Genomic DNA, 25,206 nt, shown 5'->3' on the forward strand with positions numbered 1-25,206 from the left:
ACTTCCCCGGAATAGACTCTTTATTTGGAGTCTATTCCCATGGAAAAAGAAATCCGCAAACGCATAGATCAAGTTAAGGAAAAGGGTCATCAACGACTGACCGTCCTTCTTATCCCTCACGGTTTCGATAAATCATTTCATTTTCAAATTTCGGTTTTTACGATCGTCTTTTTATTCGGTCTTCTCGTTTCTATTTTAGGAATCGCGGTTTTCGGAATCGTAAAATACAACAATACAAGAAAACAAATCAACGCGCTCGCGCAAGTTTACGGGAAATACTTCGACGAATACATCGAATACTCCGAACAATTGGAAGGAGTGCAGGACGATTTTCTTGCGCTTACGGAGAATTTAGAGGAGATTTACTCTCTTATCGACGGACACGGGGACGAGATGTTGAAACTTCCCGATGAATCCGATATCGAAACGATCGCTTTGGCGGAATTAAAAACGGAAGAAGCCGCCGATAAGGATCTCATGTTGGGAAGAAGTTATCTTTCCGAGATTTACGGATATCGTACGGCTCGCGTTTACATGGACAAACATCGTCCGTTGATGGACAGCGTTTACGACTTTCTCAATCTTCGATACGACGTGATGGACGCGATCCCGTTCGGAGAACCTTTGTACTCCTACAACCTAACTTCCTATTTCGGAACGAGACGTTCGCCTACCACGGGTTATATGGAGTATCACGACGGGATCGATCTCGCGAACGTTCCGGGAACTCCGATTTATGCGACGGGTAACGGAAGAATTCATCGTGTGATCTACTCCAACCGTGGATACGGAAATCATATCGTGATTCAACACGCGAACGGTTATTTTTCCTTGTTCGGGCATTGTACGAAAATTTTCGTACGAGACGGACAACAGATCCGCAAAGGAAATTTGATCGCAACGGTCGGTTCCACCGGAAACGTGACCGGACCTCACTTACACTACGAGGTTTGGATCGGAGAGTCCAATCGAACCGATCCGATGGAATATCTCAAAGTTCCCGTTTATTGATTTCAATTCGGATTCGATATGCCAAAGAAGAAAGACGATTCTCCTAAAACTCTTTCGGAGAAAGAGGCTAAACAGCTTATCGACAAGCTCTCCGTCGAAATCCGTCATCACCAATATCTTTATTACGTAAAGAACGAACCTAAGATTTCCGATTTCGACTTCGATCAGATGTTCCGTCGTCTTCAGGATTTGGAGGAAGCTTTTCCCGATCTCAAAGATCCGGCCAGTCCAACGCTCGTAGTCGGTTCCGACTTGGACAAGGACTTCGAGAAGTTTCAGCACAAACTTCCGGTCTTATCTCTCATCAACACGTACAACGACGAAGAACTTTTGGATTGGGTCAACAAGACCGATCCGGAAGGATTGTATTCCGTCGAATGGAAAATAGACGGAGCCTCCATCGTTCTATATTATGAAAATGGAATGCTTCAAAACGGAGTTACGCGGGGTTCCGGAGGGATCGGAGACGACGTAACCGATAACATTCGCACCATCCGGAATATTCCTTTGCGTTTGCCGGAGCCGATCACGATTTATCTCCGCGGCGAAGTTTTTATGACCTTCAAAGACTTCGAGGAGTTCAACGAACTTTCTTCGGGTAAATACGCGAATCCACGCAATCTTTCCGCGGGTTCGATCAAACAAAAGAATTCCGCAGATACGGCAAAACGCCCTCTGAGAATCTTCACATACGACGCAACCTTCCCGGACATCGCCAAAAAATTCAGAACACATCAGGAAATTCTTACCAAGCTTGATAAACTGACCTTTCCCGTTCCGCCTGACACCGTTTTTGTGACCGGATCCAAAATGGCAAAGACGATCCAGGATTTTAAGAAGAAGAAGGAAAAACTCGGCTTCCCGACGGACGGACTCGTAGTCAAACTCAACGACGTTTCCAAACGCGACGCGCTCGGTTATACTTCTCATTCTCCGCGATGGGCGAGGGCGTATAAGTTCGACGCGGTTATGAAGGAAAGCAAGATCGTAGACATTACGTATGCGGTGGGACGAACCGGAAAGATCACCCCAAGAGCGGAGATCGAACCGGTTAGTCTTGCGGGAACCACGGTTACATTCGCAACTCTTCACAACCAAGATTATATCGACGAACTCGGAGTCGGGATCGGTGCGGTCGTTCGCGTCGCGAAACGCGGAGAAATCATTCCCGCAGTGGAAGAAGTCGTAACTCCGGGTAAAGACGTTTTTAAAATTCCGGATCGTTGCCCTTCGTGTAAGACGAAGACGATCAAGAAGGAAGGTCTCGTAGATCTTTTTTGCCCGAACCCCGATTGTCCGGATCGAGTTAAGAATGGAATCATTTTTTATTGTCAAAGAAAGCAGATGGATATCGAAGGGCTCGGTGATAAACAAATCGAATTCTTATACGATCACGATTATATCAAATCCGTAGCCGACTTGTACGATCTCAAAGATAAAAAAGAAAAGCTGATGGAAGAGGAAGGCTTCGGAGAAAAGAGCGTAGCGATCATTCTCGGAGGAATCGAACAATCCAAACAGAAAGATTTTCGTTTCGTTCTTCCTTCGATCGGTCTTCCCGAACTCGGGCATAAAGTCACGGAATTGTTAATCGAACACGGAATCGATTCTATGGATGAGATTCTTGCGATTTCCAAAGATAAAAATAGAATCGATTCGCTTTTGGAAATCCCCGGAATCGGACCTTCCACCGTACTCGCCTTTCAGGAAAACTTTTCCGATAAACGAATCTTAAAACTCATCGATCGACTCAAAAAAGCCGGACTCAAGATGAAGGCGGATCCGGTAAAAGTGGCCGATCAGCAACCGTTTGCGGGTCAATCTTGGTGTGTTACCGGTTCTTTCGAAAACTTCCAACCAAGAGACAAAGCGATGGATTTGATCGTGTATTACGGCGGAAGAAAGGTAAGCGCGGTGAGCTCCAAAACGACCCATCTTTTGGCCGGACCCGGCGCCGGATCTAAATTAGAAAAAGCGAATGAACTTGGGATCGCGGTTTATGACGAAAAACAGTTTTTGGAACTTCTCAAGTCGCATAAGATCGATTTCAAAAATCCGAAATAGAATTTCGAAATCTTCGACGCTTTCACTTATATCCGACTTATAACGTGTTCCAAAACTGAATTTCGTTCTCTCGTTGCGTTTGCAATTTCATCCTTTTTCTATTTTGTCCGACTTAAAAGTCGCCTCTACCGCACTTTTCGATTTCATAATTCTTGATTTAAAAAATGAACGTATGTTTATTGTTTCTTCGATTTAACGAAACGATTCAAAAATAACTTGATCGAGCGGGTTCCGTTTCTATTCTCTTTGCCGGAAGATGAATTTCTTTTGCAAGAACGGCGGACTTATGGTTTCCATTCTTCCGATCTCGGATACAATTTTTAAACAAAGCGAAAGAACTTAGAATTTAAAAAAGGAAACAACGGAGAGAATCGATCGATATGTTATTTTTGAATCCATACTTAGAAAGTGAAGATAAGGACTTTTACAACACGGTAAAAGAATTCGCGAAAGACCGCGCGCTTCCCACGGTAGAACAAAGAGACGAGGATTGCACCTGGGACAGCGAGCTCTGGAAAGAAATGGGATCTATGGGTCTTTTGGGAATTCCTCTTCCCGAACAATACGGAGGACAAGGAGGAACTTGTTTTCAGTGTTGTCTGGCGCAAGAAGCGTTCAACGCAGGATCGTTGGATTCAGGTTTCGGACTTTCCTGGGGCGCGCATATGATCATCGGAACTCTTCCCATTTTGTTCCAAGGAACCGAAGCCCAAAAGCAAAAATATTTACCCAAACTCGCAAGCGGAGAATGGATTGCCGGTCTCGGTTTGACCGAACCCGATTCGGGCTCGGATGCGGCGGGTATGAGAACCTTCGCCGAAAAAACGGAAGGCGGTTTTATTCTCAACGGAAGCAAGATGTTCATCACAAACGGACCGATCGGACAAATTTTTATCGTGATGGCAAGAACGACTAAGTCCCGCGGACCGATGGGAGTTTCCGCATTCATCGTAGAGTCTCATCGAAAAGGATTTCATGTTTCCAAAGTTTTAAAGAAGCTCGGTCACAACACTTCCACCACTGCGGAACTTTCTTTCGAGGATATGTTCATACCGGATGAGAATTTGTTAGGACCTTTGAATTCCGGTTTCTTAAGAATCGGGAAAGCCACTTTAGAATGGGAACGAACCGTTCTTCTTGCGGCGTTGATGGGAGGTATGGAGAACGCGGTCGAAAGTTGTATTCAATACGCGTGGCAAAGACAACAATTCGGCAAACCGATTCTTTCCTTTTTTGCGATGAAGGAAAAGATCGCGAGAATCTGGGCGTATCTCTGCGCTTCGAGAAGAGTGATCTACTTCGTGGCTCGCAAAAAAGATTCCGAACCGGACGTAAGTCTTCCGATGGAAAGCTCCATCGTAAAACTCTTTGCATCCGAGGTCAGCGAAGAAGTCGCATCCGACGCCGTTCAAATCCACGGCGGAATGGGCTACATGAGGGAAGTCCATGTCAGCCGTTTGTATCGAGACGTGAAATTAGGAACGATCGGAGGAGGAACTTCCGAGGTTCAACGAAGTATCATTTCCGCGAGTTACAGCGGTTATGATAAGTTTAAAAACATCATCGAAAGCGCGGCCTCCGAAGAAGTTCGAAATCATTCCGAACAAAAGATTCAAGCAACTCCGATCGGAAATCTAATGCGCTGTTTGGACGTTTTGATTCAAAGCGTGGGGGATAATCCGGAACGAAAAAAAAGACAGGCTCTCGAATTCGGTTTTGCCGACCTGCTTACGTTGACTACGATTTTAAAACTGAGCGTTTGGGATCTGACGCAAGACAGCAATCACTACAAAACATCCGATAAAGAACGAGATCTCGACATTCTCGCGTACTATCTAACGGCGAGATATATTAGAGGAATTGCATATTTGAAGGAACTCGACGAGACTGCGGTAACCGATGTCATACAAGCGTTCGGCAATCTCAACGCACCGGAAAAACAAATCGAGGATTGCATAGAGTTTTTAAAAGAAGGAATCTTAGGAAGCGCTGTGTCCGCTTAATCGAACGGAGAAACGATGTATCAAAAAGGGAAATCCTACGAAGAAATTGAAATCGGAGATAAGGCGAGTTTTTCGAAAACCATCACGGAAACGGACATCTATCTTTTTGCGGGAATCAGCGGTGACTTCAACCCGTTGCATGTAGACGAGGAATATGCAAAGACGACGATTTTCGGGACGAGGATCGCGCACGGCGGACTTGCTGCGTCTTTGTTGGCGCCCGTTCTGGGAATGAAACTTCCCGGTCTCGGAACCGTGGCTTTGGAAACGGTTACTAAGTTTCGGAAACCGGTTTATCCGGGAGACACGGTGACTTGCACCGTCGAAGTCAAAAATAAGATCGCGAAGATGAAAATGGTCGAGATGAAAATTCTTTGGACCAATCAAAAAGGCGACACGATCGGCAAGGGAGAATGTAAGGTTCTTCCGCCCGGTTCCAATTCTTAATTTGCGGATCGCGACATCGATTCGTTATTCAGGATGATTCGCGGAATTTTAGAAATCGATTTCGATCCGTTTCGTAAAAATCGAAAGTACATTCAAAAATAAAATCAAAAGAGAAGACGTATGAACCCCGTATTATTAGGCGTGAGCGATTCGGTTGCGGCCGATTTTCCGGAAGAATATAAAGAATGGTCCGGTGAAAGAAAAGTATTAGAACATTATAAAAAATCAATATCCGATCTGCTTGAGTTTTTGGAGATGAAACCGGAAACTTTAAGGGATAATCTTACCGACTTCGTGAGCATCGAACCAGCTTCGTTGGGTAAGTCCGGTTATGGGCACAGTGTACGAATCGCGAACGAACTCGGATATACCGGCTTTCGTTCCCATCTGATCGATTTGGGGGGTGCGAGCGTGACCGGAGCGATCGGACAAGCTAGAACCATTCTTCAATCCGACAGCGAGGCGGTCGTCTTGATCGCAGGAGCGGATATTCCCAAGTCCGCATTCAGACAGGTTTCCGATATGAAACGATTGAACGAAACCGTTTGTCATCCTGTCTACGAACTCAACTACGGTGCGACCTTGATCGCAATGTACGGCCTTTTGATGAAACGGATGATGTTTGAAAACGACATCACACAAGCCGATCTGGAAGCGATCACGAAAAAGTTCAGATCCAACGCGATTACGAATCCGAGAGCGCACGTATATCAACAAGAGATAACGGAAAAACAACTTTCTCGAACGATCGCTGATCCGTATCCTGCGCCGATGATCGCAATCGTTACCGATCACGGGTTTGCGACTCTTCTCATGTCCGAAAAAAAAGCGAAGAAACTGCAATCGCAGGGAAAAATTAAAAAGGAAATCGATCCGATGTATTTGATCGGAGCTGGACACGCGGCCCATGCGGAATACTTTATGCTCAAGGGTGACTTTGCAACTCCGGCGGGAAGAGCGGGCGACATTGCGTTCGCGTCCGCGGGAATCGCAAGAGAAGACATCGATTACGCGTGGATCTATGATTGTTTTACGGGAATGGTGATTCTTCAGTCGTCCGAGTATTTCGGAATCACCAAAAAGGAAGCGGTCGAACATTTGAAAAACGGAGAGTTGAAATTCTCCAACGGTAAAAAAATTAAGATCAACGAGATGGGAGGAATTCTCAACTACCAAGCGGCAATGTCCATGTCCGCAGCAACGGGTTTGATCGACGTCGCCGCACACTATGGATTGTATTCCCGTTTCGTTCCGAACGTTCAAGTCACTCGTCCCGAAAAATCTTTGGTGGGTGGAAACGGAGGAGTGGACAGCATCAATTCGGTCGCTATCTTTTCTTCGACCGCCTCCAAACTCAAACCGAAGAAAGTGAAACCGAGACGATTGACTCTCAATCAAAACGGTGCAAAGAACAATGAAACCGGAATCGTTTATTCTTCAACAACGGTAAACATGAATCCCGGATCGTTTACAAAGGCGCCGTATTCTTTAGCTCTCGTAAAGATGAAAGCGGGAAGATATGTGATGGTCAATGTTTTCGATTCCAAAGGTGAACTTTTAAAAACGGATCAAAATCTCCAAATCGATCGTTCGAAATTAAAAATCGTGAATGAAAACGGGTTTTTGAAAGGAATTTTATCTTGAATTGAAAGAAATTTCCAAGATCATAAGTCAGTATACTTTCCAAGAATCTGCGAAGTTTCACATTCAATGTCTAAACTTTGCAGGTTACAAAACGAAAAGCTCATTCTAAATTCAGATGCGATTGGGGAACGATATTAGTCAGGCTTCCGTTTCGGTTTTTTTCGATTTGTTATAAGTTAAAGAGCAATGTCGAACCGAACGGTTGAGAGAAGGCTCTCAGGATTGGATCGATTTATGCATATCAAGGCAGAGAACATTCAAACGGGTCAGATCCGAATTTTTAACGGTTCCGATTTGATTTTGATTCCCGATTCTTCCAACGAACAAGAAGGAACTATGTTTCTTCACGGAAGAAAGGTAGAGAACTGTCTCAATCTTAGAAAATATTCCACCTTCTTCGTTGTATCCGATTCTGTCTCTAAAACCGGATTTCCCGATACGATCAAATTGCAGGAAGTCGGTCCGGATGGATCCGTTTTTGAAATCTCGGAAAGTAAAATGGATTGTTATCGAGTGATGGGAATATTTTTGGAATAAGATTCACTTTCTGCTGGATTTGAACTTATACAAAAATAGAATCCGTCTGCAGTATTCTTTCTAGGGGAATTCAATCATGGTCCAAAAGAAAAAGACCAAAGTCCAAAAAGCGGCTCCGAAAAAAAATAAAAAGTCCACCGCTCCATCCGTGAAAAGGAACGATATTCGACTTACGGACATGTTGGATCTTGCAGCCGAAGAATTCGTCAAAGCGATCGAAATTATGGCTAAATTGACTCCGGCAAATAGAACGAAACTCAAACACTCCATTAAAACAGCCGCCAAAAATATTCTGAAGGACTGATTGAAAATCAGGTTCGATTTCGCTCGATTTTACGCAGTCAATTTTTTTCAAAAAAATCGAAAGTCTCGTGAAAAACTTTGGAAAAAAATTTCCAAAAAGGGTTCGATTTTTTGTAAGAATCGGAGTCAACTATATGTATGGAAAACTTATTTCTCATCACACTACTATTCTTAATTCTATTTGAGCAGTATAAAACCAGGGTTTCCCGGGAAAGAATTCCGATTCGGGCTTTGAAACAATACGTTCATCGTTGATTTCTAAGCCTCATTGAAACCGGGATAGCTTTGTGTACCCGGTTTTTTTATTTTTCCCGCCTTTCTTTTTCCTTTTCCCCGTATTAGTCCGCTTCTTTAGAGAGTTGAAACATTCTCATTCCACTGGAACCTTGTCTAAAGACCGAGGAAAGAATGTATAAGAAACCAATGACTCCCACTCGCGCCGTCGAGACTTTCATTCAATGCAGAAAAAACCAGGAACCGATCTCGGACGAAGTCTTTTTAGTTTTGGATTCCTTTCAGACCTGGAACGAAATCGAACTCACAGGTCTTCTCAATGCCTCGTTTTATTTTCCTGAAATATTAAACGAATATAGAACGGAGGCGGCCATTCGTTCGCTTCTGGAAGTCTTCAAAAAAAGAATCGTGGAAATTCCCATTCAATGACTCATTCTACCGAACCGAAAGTAATCTATCAAGAAGCCAATCCTTATGGAACGTTCACCGCGTATTTGGAAGACGACGGAAGAACCGTTTATCTTTATCTCCAAGGAGAACAGAATCCCGAGTTCGGAATCAAATCCGTATGGGTTTGCAATCGCGTGGAAGCGCCCGAAAAAAGAAGCATGGAAGATCTTTCCAGCGGACTTGCACCGATTCTTCTACGTTCCGAAGTGACCGAAACCAAAGCGCATCCGGCTTTGGATGAAAAGGATTTGTATTTCATCTGGACGGAGGAAGGGGACGGGGTCGCACTTTTCTATAAGGAGAATCTCATCGCGTTTCTACCTCCTTGGTCCGGATTAAAGGATTTCCATGGATATTCTTTATTCGCGAAGGTGGAAGCCTTGACCGCGTATCCTTTGGGAAACTCCGAATTCGGAATCATTCCCGATCGAGTGCGCGCCTCCCGCGATTTTTGGGAAGCTCGTTCCAAACAAGGAGCTTGGAAAGGAATTCAAGAAAAACGTCTTTCATATTTGGAATCCAAGTTCGGAAAACACGAAAAGTATTGGTCCGCCGACGGAGGAAAATATCCTCAACTCGGAATCGCCCGTTTTCAATCGGAAAAGTTTCCCGGCGTTCTTATCTATTCCACCATTGGAATGAGCGCGCAGAATATGCCGACCGTTGAACTCTTTCATAAGGATTATGAAGATTATGCAAGAATCGAACTGGTGCTTGCGGTAAAAGTCGGTTCGGAAGGTTTAGAACGATCCGAATCCTGGGTTCCGCATTTGATCGGAGAATTGATTCGATTTCCTTGGAACATGGCGAAATGGTTCGGTCACGGCCACACGATCACGATGTCGCGAAAGGATCCGGAAGCGTTGTATTTGAACTTCACTTCGATTCTCTTTCGGGATACGGAAAGCTTTCGTTCCGTTGCGAATGCGCCGGATTTATCGGATTTGATTTCAGAAAACGGAAAACCGGTCCGATTTTTAACCTTGCTTCCTCTTTCGGAAGAAGAAAAAGAATACGCGCAGAAGGGCGGAATTCAATCGTTCAACGAAATCTGGAACGAAAAAGAATTTCCTTGGTATCACGACGCGGAAAGACAAACGCTCATCTAAAATGATTCCTATTGAAGATATCATACGCTCTATCCGACGTTATGCGAATCGGTCCGCGCTCTTGCTCGCTCTGATCGCAGTGTCTTCTCTGTGGATTACGTTGCCACTTTCTTTGTTATCGCAAAATACGGATCCGTTAAGCGAACAGGTTCAGGAAAAGATATGGCAGGAGATTTATAACAAGGATTTTCATTCTTCTAAGAAGTTAGTCCAGCTTGAACTGAGTCGTAGTGGTAAAAATGAGACAATTCCTCTTCTATCACTGCTGGAAATTTCTTTAAACGGACTTGAGCGATACAAGCAAGCGAATGAAATCCGCAGAAAAATTCTCTCGATATGGGAAAGTAAATATAAGAAATCCTTTTTAGATGAGAATTACCCGATCAATCTCGCTACTTGGACGAGAATGGTCGTAGTAAAATCGGATTCTCTGTTGATCGGCGCCGAATATTTCATTCCTTATCCGATCAATTCCAGCAAAGACGGATTCTACTTTCATAAATTTACCTTATACAATCGCTTCTCGAAGAAGCCGACGCGCTTCTTCAAACTCGAAAAATCATCCGCAACAAATCAAGAATACCGTCTTTATGAGATCAATGCGGACGGAGAATCGAAACAAATCAAGGTCTACGGCGATATTTTACCGGAGATGAAGGATGAGATGAGTTTTCTGAGCGGATTTTTAGGAATTTAAGGTCGATTTCGCTCGATCGAGCGGTTCAAAACGATACAACGATGGTCTTTAAAAGAAAAAACCCGCTTCGAAAAGCGGGTTTTAAAGTTTCATCCCTTCTTAGAATGAAAGTGTGTTGCTAAGATACCTTATTTCTTCTTCGCAACTTTCTTTTTAGCTGCTTTTTTCTTAGCAACTTTTTTCTTAGCTGCCTTCTTTGCTGCTTTCTTTTTTGCAACCATTGACTCTTCCTCCGTGTTACTAACATCAAGCTCTGATGTTCTTCAGAAGCTTAACGCCGTGATTAGGGACATAATTAATGTATCAAGATAAAAATGTAAAGTGTTTTAATAAATTTTTACATTTTTTTTTAAAATTTATTTATCTCAAAGATTTTTCTTTCATCTGCGAGTGTCTTCACTCACTTCAAGACAAAGAAAAGATATATCATCACTCGGATCTTTCTTACCGCGATAGTCTTGAATCGTTTTTAGTACAAGATCTGTTAGTTCTTGCGGACTTAATTGATGATTCTCTCGTAAAAGATTTAAAAAATTCTCATCACCGAAGATTTCTTCGTTATCATTGAACGTTTCAGTGACTCCATCAGTGAATAGAATTAGTTTATCACCCGGGTAAATCGGAATCGTTAAGTGTTTATATTCGGTAGGTAAGACTCCTAAAACTCTTTGAGTCTCGGTTCTGAGTTCTACTTTTCCGCTTTTTCGAATACAAATCGGAGAAGAGTGACCTGCATTGATGTATTTAAACGTTTCTTCCTGAGAATTATATTCTCCGCAGATCAACGTCATGAACTCGCTTCCTCTGTATCTCTCGATTAAAAACGAGTTAATCACTCTGAAAATCGTGGATAAGTCCGATTTTTTTCGAATTTGATTCTGTATGATGCCTCGAATCGCACTTACCAAGTATCCGGTTCCCAATCCATGACCCGAAACGTCTCCTAAAGCCAACAACATCGTGTTTGAATTCAGCTTTTGAATATCTAAGTAGTCTCCGGAAATTCCAACGGCGGGAATCGAAAAGAATCCCATGTTGATTCCTTTGATCGGTTCTCCTTCGGCGACGTGCAGAGTTTTATCGATGATCGAAGCCATATTGAGATCGCGAACGATTCTTTTTTTCTCCACTTCTTCCGCTAATAACGCGTAGTTTTGAAGAAGCATCGACGCCATTCTTGTACATTCTTTTAAGAAATGAAGCTCACCGAGGTTGAAATTCTTTCGGTTATTCTTTTCCCCCACCAGAAACACGCCCAAAACCTCTTTTCCGCGCGAATAATTGAAGATCGGATACGTTAGCTGTACACCGGAATTCTGGAGGAATTTATAGACCGATTCGCGGATTCCGAGTCCATACGCAAGGTGATTCGTAACGGTAACCTCCGTATTTGCCGCAAAATACTGCCAAATCTCCGAACCGGAAGCGATTCGAATGAAGTTGATATTCTTCAGATCCGTTCTCGGAAATTTATCCGCAGGAATCAATACGAGGATTTTGGAAATATCCAACGCTTCCGAAACCTTTCTCATCAGATTGTTGATCGTCGCTCTCATGGAAATCGGAGCGCTGATCATCGAAGAGATCGTTTCCATCGCCGAATGCAGTTTTTGATTTCTTTTAAAGCTCCAAGTGTCCACAAGATTGGACAAACGCCGGTTGATGGAACCGAGTGTATATAAACTCGAACAAAGAAAGAGAACGTTGAATTCTTCCAGATATTTATCCGCAGCGATCGGATTGAATCTAAAAAACGCCCCAAGAAGAAACAGATAACCGCCCGCAAGGATCAAGATCAGATAAATCGAAGTAAGAGAGGAACTGAATGCAATCTGAACGGGAACGATCGAATACGTAAACGTTCCGTAGATGATCAAGGCCGGAAAAATCAAGAACGCCGCCAAGATCAAAACTTTGGCCGAATCGGGCGAGATCAGATGCGAAAATTCCACGGATACGAAAGGAAGAATGGAAATCGCGCTGAACGCCAAAATCAAACTGAGTTTTTTGAATAAACTCTGCAGCGGAAAAAGATTCCGTATCGAATCCAAAATCAAAAAGAAAATACAAATCACGGAGCAGAAGAGAATGAAATACACTCCGTTGGTCGCAAGGATTCCGAAGATATGCGGGTCGGCCTTCTGCGATTTTCCCACGAAACCCGCGATCAAAGAGAAGATGATCTCCGGTGCGAACCATCGCGTGGGAAGTTCCTTGCCTCGGAGTCGAAACGATATATTCAAGATCACGAATGCCGTAAAATACAGAAAAAAGAAAAATAAAAAGTGAAATTCGTGAAAGCCGACGAGGAAGAAGTTGAATAAACTCAAACACGAAAGGGAACCGAACAGCAAAAGCATGTAGAGATCCCTTGTGTAAAAGAAAAACCAGATCGCTACGGAAAGATACAGCAGTGAAATCAGAATATCTCTCGTAAAATCCTGGATCACGGAGTAATCCGATTTCGGCGCAAGAATCACGGGGATCGTTTCGCTGACTCCTTTGTCGTAAACGTGGATTCCGTTTTCATACGATTGACCCGACTCGGCCATTTTCACCGCGATCTCCAGTTCCAAAAGATCCACTTTCTTTCCTAAGATGCCCGGAAATTCTTCGCTGCTTTGAATGATCGTTCCGTTCGGATAATAATAAAACGGAGGTCTTAAACTTTCGGAAGAAGTCTGCAATACTCCTATAAAAAGCGCAATGCTGAACAAGATCAGAGATATGAATAATAAAAGTATGCTTCTCACGCCGGAAATCCTAAGTCATAGATCGAAATCATCGTGCGGTTCTTCCAGGTGAGAATCAAAGGATCTCTGCCGATTTCTTCTTCCACTTCCCAGCCCGCGGAAAGAAGATTTTTACCGAAGTTCGAATTTCGATGCGCTTTAAAATTTTTACCGGATGTTTTCAGGGAAATCGTATTCTCGCTTCTACGAATCACTCCGACCAAAAGATCGTAGTCCTCGTTCCAGGAAATTTCCTTGAGATAGGATTCGACCAGATTCTTAACATAACTCAAACTTTGAACCGATCGGGACGTTCTTGCGGAAAACAAAATCCCAAGTATATAACAAAGAACTAATACGGAAATCTGGTTCGTAACTCCCAGTTTTAAAATGACAAAGTAGGTCTCTTCACCGTCCGAGTTGAGAAATTCCACTAATTCGCCCGGTTCTCTAGAAAGAATTTCGATGCGGATATTTCCGATCATCGGAGGTTCGGCGGCTTCGAGAAACTTGCGGATCTTACCGGCGGTTTCCAATTCTTTTCTATACTTTTTATTCTCCGCGACTTGAGAGGAAAGAATATGATTGTGGACGGCGATCCCGCATTTTCCGGAAAGAAAACTCAAATCCTGGCGCACGGAATCCTTCGGAATGTTCGATGCCGCGAGAAAACCGAATAAGGTTTCTCTATAAACGAAAGGTAAGATGAAATTAGCCCGGAGACTTACGAAGTCCTCGTTGATTTCGTGGTTTTGATCCGGTTCTCCGATGATCGCCCCGTTCTTTTTATTTAGGATGTATTTCAACAACTTTGCATCCGGATTGATTCCGTCGTGTGTAATGACCTTTCTTTGTTTCTTCTTTGCATACGTATAAAGTTCGAACGTTCTCAAGTCGTTGTTGAGAAGCGCGAGTTTCCCGTAATTGCTTTCGGTCAAACGAACCAAATCGGGGAATACGTTCTTGATCAGACCTTCGTGGTCGAATTTTCGATACGCCAATCGCGAGGATCGAGGATCGTCGCTTAAATATTCGGAAATCAAAATCGACTTTAACTTTCCGCTGAGTTTTTCCTGAAGAGGGAATATGATAAAAACCGCAAAGATCAGAGTCGAAAGAAGACCCACTTCCATATAATATTCGATGGCCGCCGGAATTACGGAGAGAATAAAGAAGTACACACCGAGCGCAACGAGAATCGAAATCCCCTTTGCGAACAGGTTGATGATTCCGGAAATGAGATAGTAGTCCGTTACAAGAGAACGGAAGGCTTCCCTAAATCCGATTTGATTCTCCTCGTTGTCAGGTAGTGTAGTAAGCATTCTCTTCGATGTATTTTTCTGTAAAATCGCAGCCCCAAAATTTCATGGAAACGGCTCCAACATTCAATACTACATTTAAGGAAATTTCAGTATTATTTTTTAGGTATTCGGAAAGCTTTTTCAAGGTTTCCGGGTTCGCTTCTTTGACCGGAAGCGTTCCGAAATAGATTTGAAGACCTTCGAAAGGAATCGGTTCGTCAAAAACCTTCCCCACTGCCATCACCAATCTTCCCCAGTTCGGATCGCCGCCGTAGATCGCGGTCTTTACCAAGGGAGAATTCAGGATCGACTTGCCGATCTTTCTTGCCTGTGTTTCATTCTTTGCGCCGGTGATCGTGAGTTCGATCAACTTGGTCGCACCTTCTCCGTCGATCGCGATGAGTTTGGTAAGATCGATGGAGATTTCCGTAAGAGCTTTCGAAAAATCTTCAACGGAACTCTCGCCGGATAAACCGTTGCAAAGCAACGCGACCGTATCGGAAGTGGAAGTGTCCGAATCGATGGTTAAACAATTGAAACTCTGATCCACAGATGATTTTAAAACGGAATATAAATCCGTTCCTTCCGGTAAGGAAACGTCCGAAAGAATATAGCAGAGCATCGTAGCCATATTCGGTTCGATCATTCCTGCGCCTTTTGCGATCCCGTAAATCGTGCCTTCTCCGGATTTTGTTTTAATTTTTCGGAAAGAAATTTTCTTTCTCGTATCCGTCGTCATGATCGCTTCGGCGACTTCTTCCAAGTTGCCCGGTTTTAAAAGCGATTTCGCTTTTTGACAAGCGGGGAGAATGACTTCCATCTTTAACGGAACTCCGATGACTCCGGTCGAGGAAGGAAGAACTAACTTTGCGTCGATGCCGAGGGATTCTCCGATCGCTTTGCAGATGTCTCTTGCGTTTTGAACTCCTTTTTCACCCGTTGCTACGTTCGAGTTTTTGGAATTGATAACCACGGCTTGCAGAAGACCGGATTGAACGTGTTCTTTGCCCACGATGACGGGAGCGCCCGGATAATTGTTTTTGGTGAATACTGCGGTCGCCTTGCAGGGCACTTCGGAATAAATCACTCCGAAGTCTTTTGTGTTGTCCTTGATTCCGATATTGATTCCGAAAGATGAAAAGCCTTTTGGCATGGTCATGGATAAGATCCCTCAACGTGTCGATTGGATCTATGTTTGGAAAATTATCTCTGCCGGAAAGAAGAATTCAGGAAACTTCGGCTTGATAACGAATAGGAATCGTAACCGCAAAAATCGTTCCGCCTTCCGGGTTGTCGAAAACCTTTACGGAGCCGTGGTGAAGACGCACGATGTGTTTTACGATGGAAAGACCGAGACCGGTTCCGCCTTCTTTACGGGAACGGTTCTTATCGACTCGGAAAAATCTTTCAAAGATTCTGCTTTTGTCCTCGTCTTGAATTCCGATTCCCTGATCGATCACTTGAAATTGAACCTGATCCGTTTTTACGGGAAGAATCTTCAGCGTGATCGTTTTTCCTTCGGGAGAATAAGAGGATGCGTTCGAGATTAAGTTTAAAAGCATGTGTTCCAAAAGAACCCAATCCGCGGCGATCATCAAAGGTTCAGGCATCTCTACGACAAACTTTTGACCTTTGGAGGAAACGACTCCTTCCACGGTGTAACTTAAATTCTCCACAAGAGATTTCAGGGAGAATTCTTCATCGCCGGCGATCTTCGTTTGATTTTCGATTCGAGTGATGGTCAGCATATCTTCGACGATACGCACCATACGATCCGTGTTTCTGGAAATCGCGTCTAGAAATCGTTTCTCATGACTTTCGGGTGAAAGCCGTAAACGATCGAGCAACGTTTCCGTATATCCCTTGATGGACGTGATCGGAGTTTTGAGTTCGTGAGAAGCGTTCTGCACGAATTGTTCCCGAATGATATGCGATTGTTTTTCCTCGGTGATGTTTCGGATCACGCCGATGTACATCAGCGTTTTACCGTTCGTTTTCAGAGGATACATCTTGATCGTGTAAAAATTCTGTCCAAGATCGAGTTCCATCTTGGAATCGCTCGGGCCTTTGAGATGATTCAAAACGAATTCCAAAAGTCTCGGGTCTCTTGTTGCATCCGTTACTTTTCTGGATCTTGAATTCGGTTCGATCAAAGAACCCGGAATACTTTTATTCTGAAAAAGAATGGAAGCGTTTTCGGGATCGATCGCAAACACTCCCTCTTTCAGATTTTGTAAAACGGAATCGAACTTTTCCTTTTCGATCGTAAGATCAACGAATTGATTCTTCAATCGGCTGGACATGAGATTGATGGAAGAGGCTAAGTCCGCGAGTTCTCGAATGTCCGAAAGAGCCAACTCGGAACCGAAATCACCTGCGTTGATGTCGCTCGTTTTCTTTTCGATTCTGTCTAGAGGTTCCGCGACTCTCTTCGCGATTGAGTAGGACATGTAGAATGTCCCGAACATAGCAAAGAGAACGTAAAAGGAAAAAAGAAGAATTCTAAAATCAGGATGAATGAACTTCTCCGCGAAAAGTACCGCGCCGGCAACAACGAGGAGTACAAGCAAAAGCAGCCAGTTGCTAAGGAGGAGTTTTGAAAATAAGCTACGCCTCATTGAATCTATAGCCGATTCCGCGTATCGTCTCGAGTCTTTCCTTTTCGTCTCCGAGTTTGTCGCGCAGTCTCTTAATATTTACGTCGACAGCTCTGTCGGTAACGTAAATATCTTTTCCCCAAACTCGGTCCAATAATTTGTCCCTCGTAAAGGCGACGCCCGGGTTGGTCATAAAGAGATTGAGAATCTTATATTCGATGAGGGTTAAATCCACTTCCGAATTGTTGATAAAAGCCTTATGCGCTTTCAGGTTGAGAAAGATGTTTCCGATGGTGATGTTTCCTTCGAATTGTTCCTCTTCCTCTCCTTCTTTCGTTCTTCTTAAAACGGAACGAACTCTAGCGATCAATTCGCGAGTGCTGAACGGTTTACGGACATAGTCGTCCGCGCCGAGTTCTAATCCGAGAACCGCCTCGGTTTCGCCCGATTTTGCGGTAACCATGATGATCGGCATGGAATATTTTTCTTTGATCTTTTTGCAAAGGTCCATACCGCCGATTCCGGGAAGCATCAAATCGAGAATTACGAGATCGGGCGTGTTCTTTTCGAGTTTTGGGAGAACTTCTAACCCGTTTTGGCATGTGTCGACTTGATAGCCGTTTTCTTCGAGGTGGAATCGGATCAGCTCGGCGATATCTTCCTCGTCGTCAACAACGAGGACTTTTTGCCCTGGGTTCCCTGATTGGTTTTTCATGAGTCCTATTCTTTTCCCGGTCTATCGCTGTTTATTTACAAACCGATTTTCCCTTTTTAGAAAACCGGAAACCGCGAGATCCTTTCTGATTAGACCGGGCAATGTTTATAATCCTAATATTCCAGAAATTCGTTACAATTAGAATACGAAAAAATTACAAACTACAGAAATTCGATTTTCAGCGTTTTGTTAAATGACAGAGAGAAAACAAAGATTACTCTTTTTCACCCAATTGCGCGTTGATCTTGCGAATCAAAGTTCTTTGACGGAAAATCGAAAAGACGAGAAAACCCGAGAGCAATAATGTTCCGATCAGATACACTTCGTTCAGACTTCTCAGTCGTTCGTGTTCTTCTTCGATCGCTTTGATGCCTTCGAGATGGGAAATCAGAAAGTAGAACTTGTCCGCGTTAGGCCATTCTTTCTTGGATTCTTCCCTGATTTGAGTAATTAAGATCGCCGCTTCGTCCTTTTTCATTTTTTGGATGATCGGAAATACGCGATCCAAGTCGGCGTTCAGATATTCTCTCGCACCCATCACCGGTTTCGTTTCTTTATCCGCAGCGGAAGACGTCTGATCCGCCGAAAGCGCGTTCGTCGACGCGAGCGCGGAAAAAATCAAAAGCGAGAAAAAGGAAGTTCTAATATTCTTTCTATTCATTCAAAAAAGCCTAATTTATTTTTCCATTCTTTGGTGTATGGATTTCTATAATGGACAAGGTAGATACCGGCTAAAATTGCGAAAACACAAAAGAGAATGCTGCTCGTCACTAAAATGAAAGCGAGAAGTCCCGTTTCGATCAAAAATCCCAGATCCAAAAAGAACAAAACCGTAAGCGGAGAAAACCCGAGCAGAAAAAGACCGGATAAGATAATCTTAATGTGCCGCACGGGAACGATATGGAGCATGACTCTTCGTTTTAAATCCGGGGGAACAGGCGTATTTTCTCGAGGGTTTAGAGTCTCCTCTTCGAAAAAGTGCAGTTTTTCTTCGAGTTCCGGCGGAAGCGAATCGGGTTCGGAGGAATGGGGAACGGAATCATTCTTGTTTTTCATTCTCTTCCTTGTTTAACCAATCCCTCATGATTTCCTTACCCCTGAAAATATAACTCTTTAAAGTGTTCATTTTCAAGTTTAATTTTTTAGAAATTTCTTTATAGGACATATTCTCGAAGTAGTGGAGAGAGATAGGTTTGCGATAGAGTTCGGGAAGGCTTTCAACGAGGTTTCGTATCTTCTCGGAGCTTTCCTGCTTGAGAAGTTTGGCTTCCTGTTCGGAGGCGACTTCTCTTTGTTTATCCTTTTCCGTTTCGGCGAGAATCAGCGCGTCGAGTCCGGCGACCTCCGGGTGTTCTCGCCGGTATCTTCGGATGATTTCGTTTCTTGCGATTACGAACAACCAAGTGGAGAATTGGGATCTACCTTGGAACGTGGATAAACTTTCGAATGCCTTTAAGAATATGTCCTGGGTGAAATCTTCGGCCTCCGTTTCGTTGCGAAAGGCTTTGATCGCTTGAGAATAAACCAATCCTTGATAACGGTTCATCAGCGATTCGAACGAATTGAAATCGCCGTGTAATACTTTTTGAATGCAGTCCCAGTCTTCCTGGTTGCATACAATGGGAAGGTTTTCCCTCATCGAGATCGGGAGAATTTATAATAACAGAGCAATCCTAGACCGGTTCCAAGCGGAACAAGTCCTCCGAGCATTGCGAGCGATTGACCTAATACGGAAATGAATCCGATGGAGAGCGCGATTCCGACAAAGGTCAGGATCAAACCTAAAAAGAAAGAATACGTTCTAAGATCGAAGCTTTCCTTTTTGTAAAGTCCGGCTTTGATGATTTCTATCCTTTGTCTATACCACCAGTAAAAAACGAAAAACAGCAAAGAACATCCGAATACGATTCCGAAGATCGGAACCAAGTAAAGAACCACTTTGTAGTCGGATCCGGAGTTGGAGCTTTGATTCTGAAGGTGTTTCAGAATCAAGTCCAGCGTTTCTAATAATTTTGCTTTTTCTTCTGGGTTCATCTTACAATGGCTGTTGCTTTTTTATTTTCCGCTTTGGTCTTGAAGTAAGGAATTCTTTCTTCGATACCGGGACGGTTGATCAAGGATTGATACCATTCTTCTTCTTGAAAACTTTCTTTTAGGTAGGAATTGCGTATTTCAGTTTGAAATAGATTCTTAATCATCTTCATCGTTGTTTTACCTCCTTTAAATATTACAGTGCGTTTGAACGCTAAAATGTCTTATCAAAAAAACCAAGCTGCAAGGTTCCGGCCCGCTAGGGCTGGCTTCTTATGTCTTATATAAATATCGGCAGTTTGAAAGAATCTGCTCGATAATTTATCGATCCTTTTGAAAAGTTCGAAGTCTCGTTTGGACACTTTGAATTCTTTCCTTCTCCTGTCGACACGGACTAAGAGACAGAATCGTATCCACAATTTTCAGACGGCAAACTAGCTGAAGAAAAAAATGTCTTTTTAATTTTTTTTAGAGAATTTCCGAATCGGATCAAAAAAAGGAGGGCTGCCTAAATTCGGTTCCACTTGAGTCGGTTGCCTTTCAAAACCCGCATATTCGCGCAGAAAGTTTACGATGATTCTTCCCGTAGCTCCCCAGAGTAATCCTTCTTTCAGATCGAAATAATATATTTCGATTTCTTTTGCGCCGGATCTTCGAATACGAATCGAATAGAACGGAGCAGTTTCTAAACGATTCAAATCGAGCAGGATAGAACGTTCTACTTCTTCCGGATTCGTGTTAAAACGAAATGAGCCGCCGTATCGCGCGATAAAGGGAGAAATATGAAATCCCGTGTGCGTAAAAAGTCCGTGATATTCGCCGAGGACTTCGAGAACGGAACTGGATTCTCCCATCTCTTCTTCCCATTCTCGAAGAGCCGTATCCAAAAGATTCTTATCTCGTTTGGAATGAGCGCCGCCGGGAAACGCGATTTGTCCGGGATGCGCTTTCAGATTGGAATTTCTTTTTTGAAGGATGATTCCCTGCGATAAATCCGGGTTTTCGTATATGGGAAGAATGACGGACGAGGCCCTCGATTTTTCCTCTCCGATCGGCGGGGTCGGAATTCCTGTAAAACTTTCCTGAGGAACTGCAAGCTGGGTTTTGAGCGACTGAAAATCAAATCTCATTCTTTACCTGCATTCAGAATTTTGAATATTCCTCTATTCGAATTTTTTGTTAATCGGAATCAATCCTTTGATATTCGATTCGTATGGTACGTTTTCCAGAGCGGCCAGGATCGAAGGTCCGTAATGAACCACTTTCCATTCCGAGAAAAGATTCATCTCCCTGAGTTCGTCGAGCGTCTTCGGATTTCTCTGGGCGAGTTCGGCGATCATCTTATTCGAAGGCATCATCTGATGACTCATTCTCCGAATCGACATGATCGTTTCTCTCCAGATTCTCAAACGTTTGAAACGTTCTCCCTCTTCGTTCGTCAGATTCTCGCCTGGTTTTTTAAATAACTCCGATTTTTGAATCGGAGGTCCGCTCGGATTCGCATAAATTTGAAACAGTGTTTCCGCGTCCTTCTTCCCGAGAATTTCGGTTAACTTAGACATGTCCCTTCTCGATTTAACGAGTTGAACCACTTTCTCGTTGTTGAAGACTCGAAACGGCGCCTTATTCAACTTTCTCGATTTATCGTCCCGAAACACGAGCGTGTCGTAGATAAATCTTCTTTCGTCCGCGCTGTATTCCAAAATATCCGGGAATTTATCCATTGAAATGGAATTTCCTTCGGAACCGGGTTCTTCGGATGCGATCTTGTCGAACTCGGAAAGAGCTTCCTCGTAGAGGCTTCTCTTTGTGAGTTCTTCCTTCATCTTTTCCCAAATCGTTTCTAAATAAACCGTATCCAAAGCGGCGTATTGAAGTTGGCTTTTTTCCAACGGCCGCTTTTCCCAGTTAGACTTCTGTTCCTTCTTGGAAAGTTTAATTTTATGATAATAATCGACGAGGTACGTTAGAGAATACTGCTCGTGATCCAAAAGACGGGAACTGAATCCAGTATCGGCGATATTTACGAACTTAAAACCGAAATCTTTTTTTAGAGCTTTGATATCATCGATGGCTGAATGGAAGATTTTTAGAATTTTTTTATCTTCGAATACGCTTCCGAGACCATCTAAGTTTTGTAGCTTTAACGGATCGATGATGTAATTTTTTCCCTTAGCCGAAATTTGAATCAGACAGACCCTGGAAAAATACGTATAATAACCGGAGGACTCCGTATCGATGGAGATAGAGTCCGCCTGGCTCAAATTAATGAGAACGAGTTGTAGGCTTCGAATTGTATCTACGACTATGTAGTCGGAATTTATTTGCATGAAAAACGCGACCTGAGATTTTAAGCTTAAGAAGGCAGAGAATGAGTCGAATTCCCGATAAATCCAGAGTAAGAAGACAAGCCCAGGATGACAAACCAAAAGATGAATGTGCGATTTTTGGTATATTTAATTCATCGGAAGCATCGAATTTCACATATTTAGGTCTCTATTCGATGCAGCATCGGGGCCAGGAATCCAGCGGGATCGTCTCCTCCGACGGGGAACACCTCTACCGCTACGCCGGAATGGGGCTGGTCGCCAATATCTTCACTGAAACCAAACTCAAGGAACTTCAGGGCAATTCGGCCATCGGTCACAATCGTTATTCCACGACCGGAGCCAGCTTTCTAAGAAACGCACAACCACTACGGGTGGAATCCCATCTCGGAGCGGTTTCCTTGGCTCACAACGGAAATCTGGTCAATTCTTGGGAGCTCAGAAGCCAGCTTGAAAAGGAAGGAAGTATTTTCCAAACCACGATCGACTCGGAAGTGATCGTTCACCTCATGGCCCGTTCCGGAGAAAACGACTTTCTGTCGGCGCTTTCTTCCGCCCTCAAAAAAGTAAGAGGGGCGTATTCGCTTGTCATTCTTACCAAATCCCAGTTGATCGCGGTGCGCGATCCGAACGGATTCCGTCCGTTGGTGATGGGCCGCAGAGAAGACGGATCGATCGTATTCGCTTCCGAAACCTGCGCCTTCGACATCACCGATACGAAATACGAAAGAGACGTGGAACCGGGCGAGATGATCGTCGTCGATAAAAACGGAGTGAATTCCTATTATCCGTTTCCTAAAGCGACCCCAAGTCTTTGTATTTTCGAATACATCTATTTTGCAAGACCGGATTCCAACATCTTCGGCGAATCCGTTTACAAGGTTCGGAAGAATTTAGGAAGATTCTTAGCCAGAGAATTACCTGTAGAAGCGGACGTTGTGATTCCGGTTCCCGATTCAGCGAGCATCGCAGCTTTAGGTTACGCGGAAGAATCCGGAATTTCCTATCAATCCGGATTGATTCGTTCTCATTATATCGGAAGAACGTTCATCGAACCCGATCAGAAGATCCGAGATTTCGGAGCCAAGATTAAATACAACGTGGTTCGAAACGTCGTCGAAGGAAAACGAGTGATCGTGGTCGACGATTCCATCATGAGAGGAACGACAAGCCGAAAGATCATTAAGATGATCCGAAACGCGGGCGCCAAAGAAATCCATCTCCGAGTTTCCGCACCTCCGACCATCTCCCCTTGCTACTACGGAATCGATATTCCGACCCACAACGAACTGATCGCCGCAACACACACCATCGAAGAAATCCGCAAATACTTAAGAGTCGATAGCATTGCCTATCTTTCCGTCGAGTCCATGAACCGCGCGGTTCTGGATCACAAAGGCGGAGGATTCTGCAACGCTTGTTTTACGGCTCAGTATCCGGTGGAGTTTCAGAGCGAAGTCGGAAATCAAAAGAGTTTATTCAAAGAATATCAAGTGGAAGAAAGGGCCGTTTATTAAAACGACCTCCCGGAATCGGAAAGGATTGAAACGGAGAATGGAGAAGCCTTTCGTTGTTCAAGACGAAAGGCTTTTTTATTTCTAAGATCGTCAAATCTTATCGGCAGTCGGATGTTCCTTGTCGATTTTGACCTTCATGTTGTGGAACGGTCTTTCGATGATCAGATATAAAATCCAACAAACCAAAAAGATCTTCAAACAAACGACGACATAGATCGAAAAGAATCCGGTCCAGGAAAGATTGTCGAAGCCCATTTCCTTTCTCACGAAACGAATCGCCAAAACTCCGTGCCATAAGTAGATCGTGTAACTCAATCGGGAAATCGGTCTGAATACGAAGGAAGCGAAGAATTTATAAATCGGACTCGCCGGTATCATCGCGGAAAACGTAAGAAGAATAAAGACGATATGATATACGTTGTAACTTAACGTATAGAGCAAAAGTTCGTTCTTTCGAAGCTGAACTCCGATAAAGAACAAAACGATCGTCCCGACAAAAAGTAAAACTGCATGCAGTCCCTTCCAATTATCGAAATACTTTCTATTAAAGATTTCGAATGCAATTACTCCTAAAAAAAGCGCATCAAATCTCGTGTGTGTTGCGTAGTAGATTCCACCGAGCGGTCCATAGTAAAAATGATAGATCCGAAAAAAAATGGGAATGATATAAATTACGGACAAAAGCAGCATCCTTTTCTGAAACGGAAGCTTAAATAGAACGAATAAACAGAGAAAAGGAAGTACGATGTAAAAGTGCTGTTCGAGGGAAAGGGACCAGCCGAATTCGAACATTCGATCAGGGTTATAGTTGGAATACAAAAAAATATCAGACCAAGGATTTGAAATGGCTTCATTAGCTCGATTCAATACGAATTGTTCGATTTCAGTGGGATTCGTTTTTGCTTTCATTTCCTTGTAGATGACCAGAGAAAATAAGAAGGTGATGATTAAGACCGTATAGTAAGCCGGATAGATTCTAAGGATCCTTTTTAAATAAAATTCTTTGATATTGATCGTGGAATATTTTTCATAGGCGCGGAACAAACCGGCATAGATCAAAAGTCCGCTCAAAAGAAAAAACAAATCCATAAAGTGATGCATACTCATGATCGAGTCGAGGGTCGTTTGTGTAACCAACCCCTTTTCCAAAAAGTTATGAGTGTTGTTCTCCCATAGGTGAAAGAAAAGAACGATCAAAATCGAAAAGGCTCTGAGTCCATTTAACGATTCGATCTCTTTAGGGTCTTTTTTAAAAACGCCGAAAAGGTAATCTAAGATCTTGGTCTTCATCTGTATCTCTTTGTTCCCAAACGGCCCTTGTATAATTGGATCGGGCCTTCACCTTGATGGCCGTTGGGAGGGTCTGCGTCAACTCGTAAACGGCTCCGAATCGGCGGCTTAAAGCTCGTTGATTCCGATAAGAAATTATGGCGGCATCGATTTTTAGGATCGCATGCGTTCAAAACACAGCCTTTCACCAACGCTTT

24 protein-coding genes are annotated in these 25,206 nt (G+C 43.5%); 11 read left to right on the forward strand and 13 right to left on the reverse strand.

Annotation, left to right across the window (positions count from 1 at the left end; translation table 11 throughout):
• Nucleotides 1–39 precede the first annotated feature (39 nt).
• The 10 genes from DLM76_RS06705 (at nt 40) to DLM76_RS06750 (ending at nt 10,499) form a co-directional block, all read left to right on the forward strand.
• Nucleotides 40–1,011: a M23 family metallopeptidase gene (locus DLM76_RS06705; RefSeq protein WP_118954321.1), complete on the forward strand. Its 972-nt coding sequence runs from the start codon at nt 40–42 to the stop codon at nt 1,009–1,011.
• An 18-nt stretch (nt 1,012–1,029) separates the two neighbouring features.
• Nucleotides 1,030–3,075, forward strand: a complete 2,046-nt coding sequence (gene ligA, locus DLM76_RS06710; RefSeq protein WP_118964739.1) for an NAD-dependent DNA ligase LigA — start codon at nt 1,030–1,032, stop codon at nt 3,073–3,075.
• Between the two features lie 380 nt (nt 3,076–3,455).
• On the forward strand, nt 3,456–5,078 hold the full coding sequence (locus tag DLM76_RS06715) for an acyl-CoA dehydrogenase family protein (RefSeq protein ID WP_118964740.1): 1,623 nt from the start codon (nt 3,456–3,458) through the stop codon (nt 5,076–5,078).
• Between the two features lie 15 nt (nt 5,079–5,093).
• On the forward strand, nt 5,094–5,525 hold the full coding sequence (locus tag DLM76_RS06720; RefSeq protein ID WP_118954318.1) for a MaoC family dehydratase: 432 nt from the start codon (nt 5,094–5,096) through the stop codon (nt 5,523–5,525).
• Nucleotides 5,526–5,645: 120 nt separating this feature from the next.
• Nucleotides 5,646–7,169, forward strand: coding sequence for a thiolase C-terminal domain-containing protein (locus DLM76_RS06725; RefSeq protein ID WP_118964741.1), 1,524 nt, complete (start codon nt 5,646–5,648; stop codon nt 7,167–7,169).
• A gap of 234 nt (nt 7,170–7,403) precedes the next feature.
• Nucleotides 7,404–7,706: a hypothetical protein gene (locus DLM76_RS06730; RefSeq protein WP_118954316.1), complete on the forward strand. Its 303-nt coding sequence runs from the start codon at nt 7,404–7,406 to the stop codon at nt 7,704–7,706.
• Between the two features lie 76 nt (nt 7,707–7,782).
• The gene (locus DLM76_RS06735; protein WP_118954315.1) at nt 7,783–8,010 is read left to right on the forward strand and encodes a hypothetical protein; all 228 of its coding nucleotides are present in this window, start codon (nt 7,783–7,785) and stop codon (nt 8,008–8,010) included.
• A gap of 407 nt (nt 8,011–8,417) precedes the next feature.
• Nucleotides 8,418–8,672 (forward strand): hypothetical protein, encoded by a 255-nt coding sequence (locus DLM76_RS06740; protein ID WP_118954314.1) that lies wholly within the window; start codon nt 8,418–8,420, stop codon nt 8,670–8,672.
• Nucleotides 8,669–9,802, forward strand: a complete 1,134-nt coding sequence (locus DLM76_RS06745) for a suppressor of fused domain protein (protein WP_118964742.1) — start codon at nt 8,669–8,671, stop codon at nt 9,800–9,802. The genes DLM76_RS06740 and DLM76_RS06745 overlap by 4 nt, the downstream gene beginning before the upstream one ends.
• Nucleotide 9,803: 1 nt before the next feature.
• Nucleotides 9,804–10,499, forward strand: coding sequence for a hypothetical protein (locus DLM76_RS06750; protein WP_118954312.1), 696 nt, complete (start codon nt 9,804–9,806; stop codon nt 10,497–10,499).
• A 380-nt stretch (nt 10,500–10,879) separates the two neighbouring features.
• Here the strand turns inward: DLM76_RS06750 and DLM76_RS06755 are convergent, their stop codons facing one another.
• The 12 genes from DLM76_RS06755 to DLM76_RS06810 form a co-directional block, all read right to left on the reverse strand.
• Complete coding sequence (locus DLM76_RS06755; RefSeq protein ID WP_118964743.1) at nt 10,880–13,252, reverse strand: SpoIIE family protein phosphatase; 2,373 nt, start codon at nt 13,250–13,252, stop codon at nt 10,880–10,882.
• Nucleotides 13,249–14,553 carry a hypothetical protein gene (locus DLM76_RS06760; protein WP_118954310.1) on the reverse strand — a complete coding sequence of 435 codons (1,305 nt, stop codon included), beginning with the start codon at nt 14,551–14,553 and terminating at the stop codon, nt 13,249–13,251. The genes DLM76_RS06755 and DLM76_RS06760 overlap by 4 nt, the downstream gene beginning before the upstream one ends.
• Nucleotides 14,534–15,685, reverse strand: coding sequence for a bifunctional glutamate N-acetyltransferase/amino-acid acetyltransferase ArgJ (argJ, locus tag DLM76_RS06765; RefSeq protein WP_118964950.1), 1,152 nt, complete (start codon nt 15,683–15,685; stop codon nt 14,534–14,536). The genes DLM76_RS06760 and argJ overlap by 20 nt, the downstream gene beginning before the upstream one ends.
• Before the next feature lie 73 nt (nt 15,686–15,758).
• Nucleotides 15,759–17,150, reverse strand: coding sequence for a HAMP domain-containing sensor histidine kinase (locus tag DLM76_RS06770; protein WP_118954309.1), 1,392 nt, complete (start codon nt 17,148–17,150; stop codon nt 15,759–15,761).
• Complete coding sequence (locus DLM76_RS06775) at nt 17,140–17,844, reverse strand: response regulator (protein WP_002724505.1); 705 nt, start codon at nt 17,842–17,844, stop codon at nt 17,140–17,142. The genes DLM76_RS06770 and DLM76_RS06775 overlap by 11 nt, the downstream gene beginning before the upstream one ends.
• 214 nt (nt 17,845–18,058) lie before the next feature.
• The gene (locus DLM76_RS06780; RefSeq protein ID WP_118954308.1) at nt 18,059–18,505 is read right to left on the reverse strand and encodes a hypothetical protein; all 447 of its coding nucleotides are present in this window, start codon (nt 18,503–18,505) and stop codon (nt 18,059–18,061) included.
• Nucleotides 18,502–18,900 carry a hypothetical protein gene (locus DLM76_RS06785; protein WP_118964744.1) on the reverse strand — a complete coding sequence of 133 codons (399 nt, stop codon included), beginning with the start codon at nt 18,898–18,900 and terminating at the stop codon, nt 18,502–18,504. The genes DLM76_RS06780 and DLM76_RS06785 overlap by 4 nt, the downstream gene beginning before the upstream one ends.
• Entirely contained in the window at nt 18,884–19,483 is a 600-nt protein-coding gene (locus DLM76_RS06790) for an RNA polymerase sigma factor (protein ID WP_118954306.1), read from the reverse strand. The genes DLM76_RS06785 and DLM76_RS06790 overlap by 17 nt, the downstream gene beginning before the upstream one ends.
• A complete protein-coding gene (locus DLM76_RS06795) occupies nt 19,480–19,878 on the reverse strand; it encodes a hypothetical protein (RefSeq protein WP_118954305.1) in 399 nt (132 codons plus the stop codon). The genes DLM76_RS06790 and DLM76_RS06795 overlap by 4 nt, the downstream gene beginning before the upstream one ends.
• Complete coding sequence (locus DLM76_RS06800) at nt 19,875–20,048, reverse strand: LIMLP_16695 family PerRB-regulated protein (RefSeq protein ID WP_118954304.1); 174 nt, start codon at nt 20,046–20,048, stop codon at nt 19,875–19,877. Before DLM76_RS06800 ends, DLM76_RS06795 begins: the two co-directional genes overlap by 4 nt.
• Nucleotides 20,049–20,333: 285 nt before the next feature.
• Nucleotides 20,334–21,005, reverse strand: a complete 672-nt coding sequence (locus DLM76_RS06805) for an NUDIX hydrolase (RefSeq protein WP_118954303.1) — start codon at nt 21,003–21,005, stop codon at nt 20,334–20,336.
• 33 nt (nt 21,006–21,038) lie between these two features.
• Entirely contained in the window at nt 21,039–22,205 is a 1,167-nt protein-coding gene (locus tag DLM76_RS06810; RefSeq protein WP_118954302.1) for a ribonuclease D, read from the reverse strand.
• A gap of 41 nt (nt 22,206–22,246) precedes the next feature.
• On the opposite strand from DLM76_RS06810, the gene purF reads away from it, so the two are divergent.
• Nucleotides 22,247–23,719, forward strand: coding sequence for an amidophosphoribosyltransferase (gene purF, locus DLM76_RS06815; protein ID WP_118954301.1), 1,473 nt, complete (start codon nt 22,247–22,249; stop codon nt 23,717–23,719).
• A 90-nt stretch (nt 23,720–23,809) separates the two neighbouring features.
• Here purF and DLM76_RS06820 read toward each other — a convergent pair whose 3' ends face one another.
• On the reverse strand, nt 23,810–25,009 hold the full coding sequence (locus tag DLM76_RS06820; RefSeq protein ID WP_118964745.1) for an acyltransferase family protein: 1,200 nt from the start codon (nt 25,007–25,009) through the stop codon (nt 23,810–23,812).
• Between the last annotated feature and the right edge of the window lie 197 nt (nt 25,010–25,206).

It is taken from the genome of Leptospira yasudae, assembly GCF_003545925.1.
In the GTDB taxonomy this organism is placed as follows: Bacteria; Spirochaetota; Leptospiria; order Leptospirales; family Leptospiraceae; genus Leptospira; species Leptospira yasudae.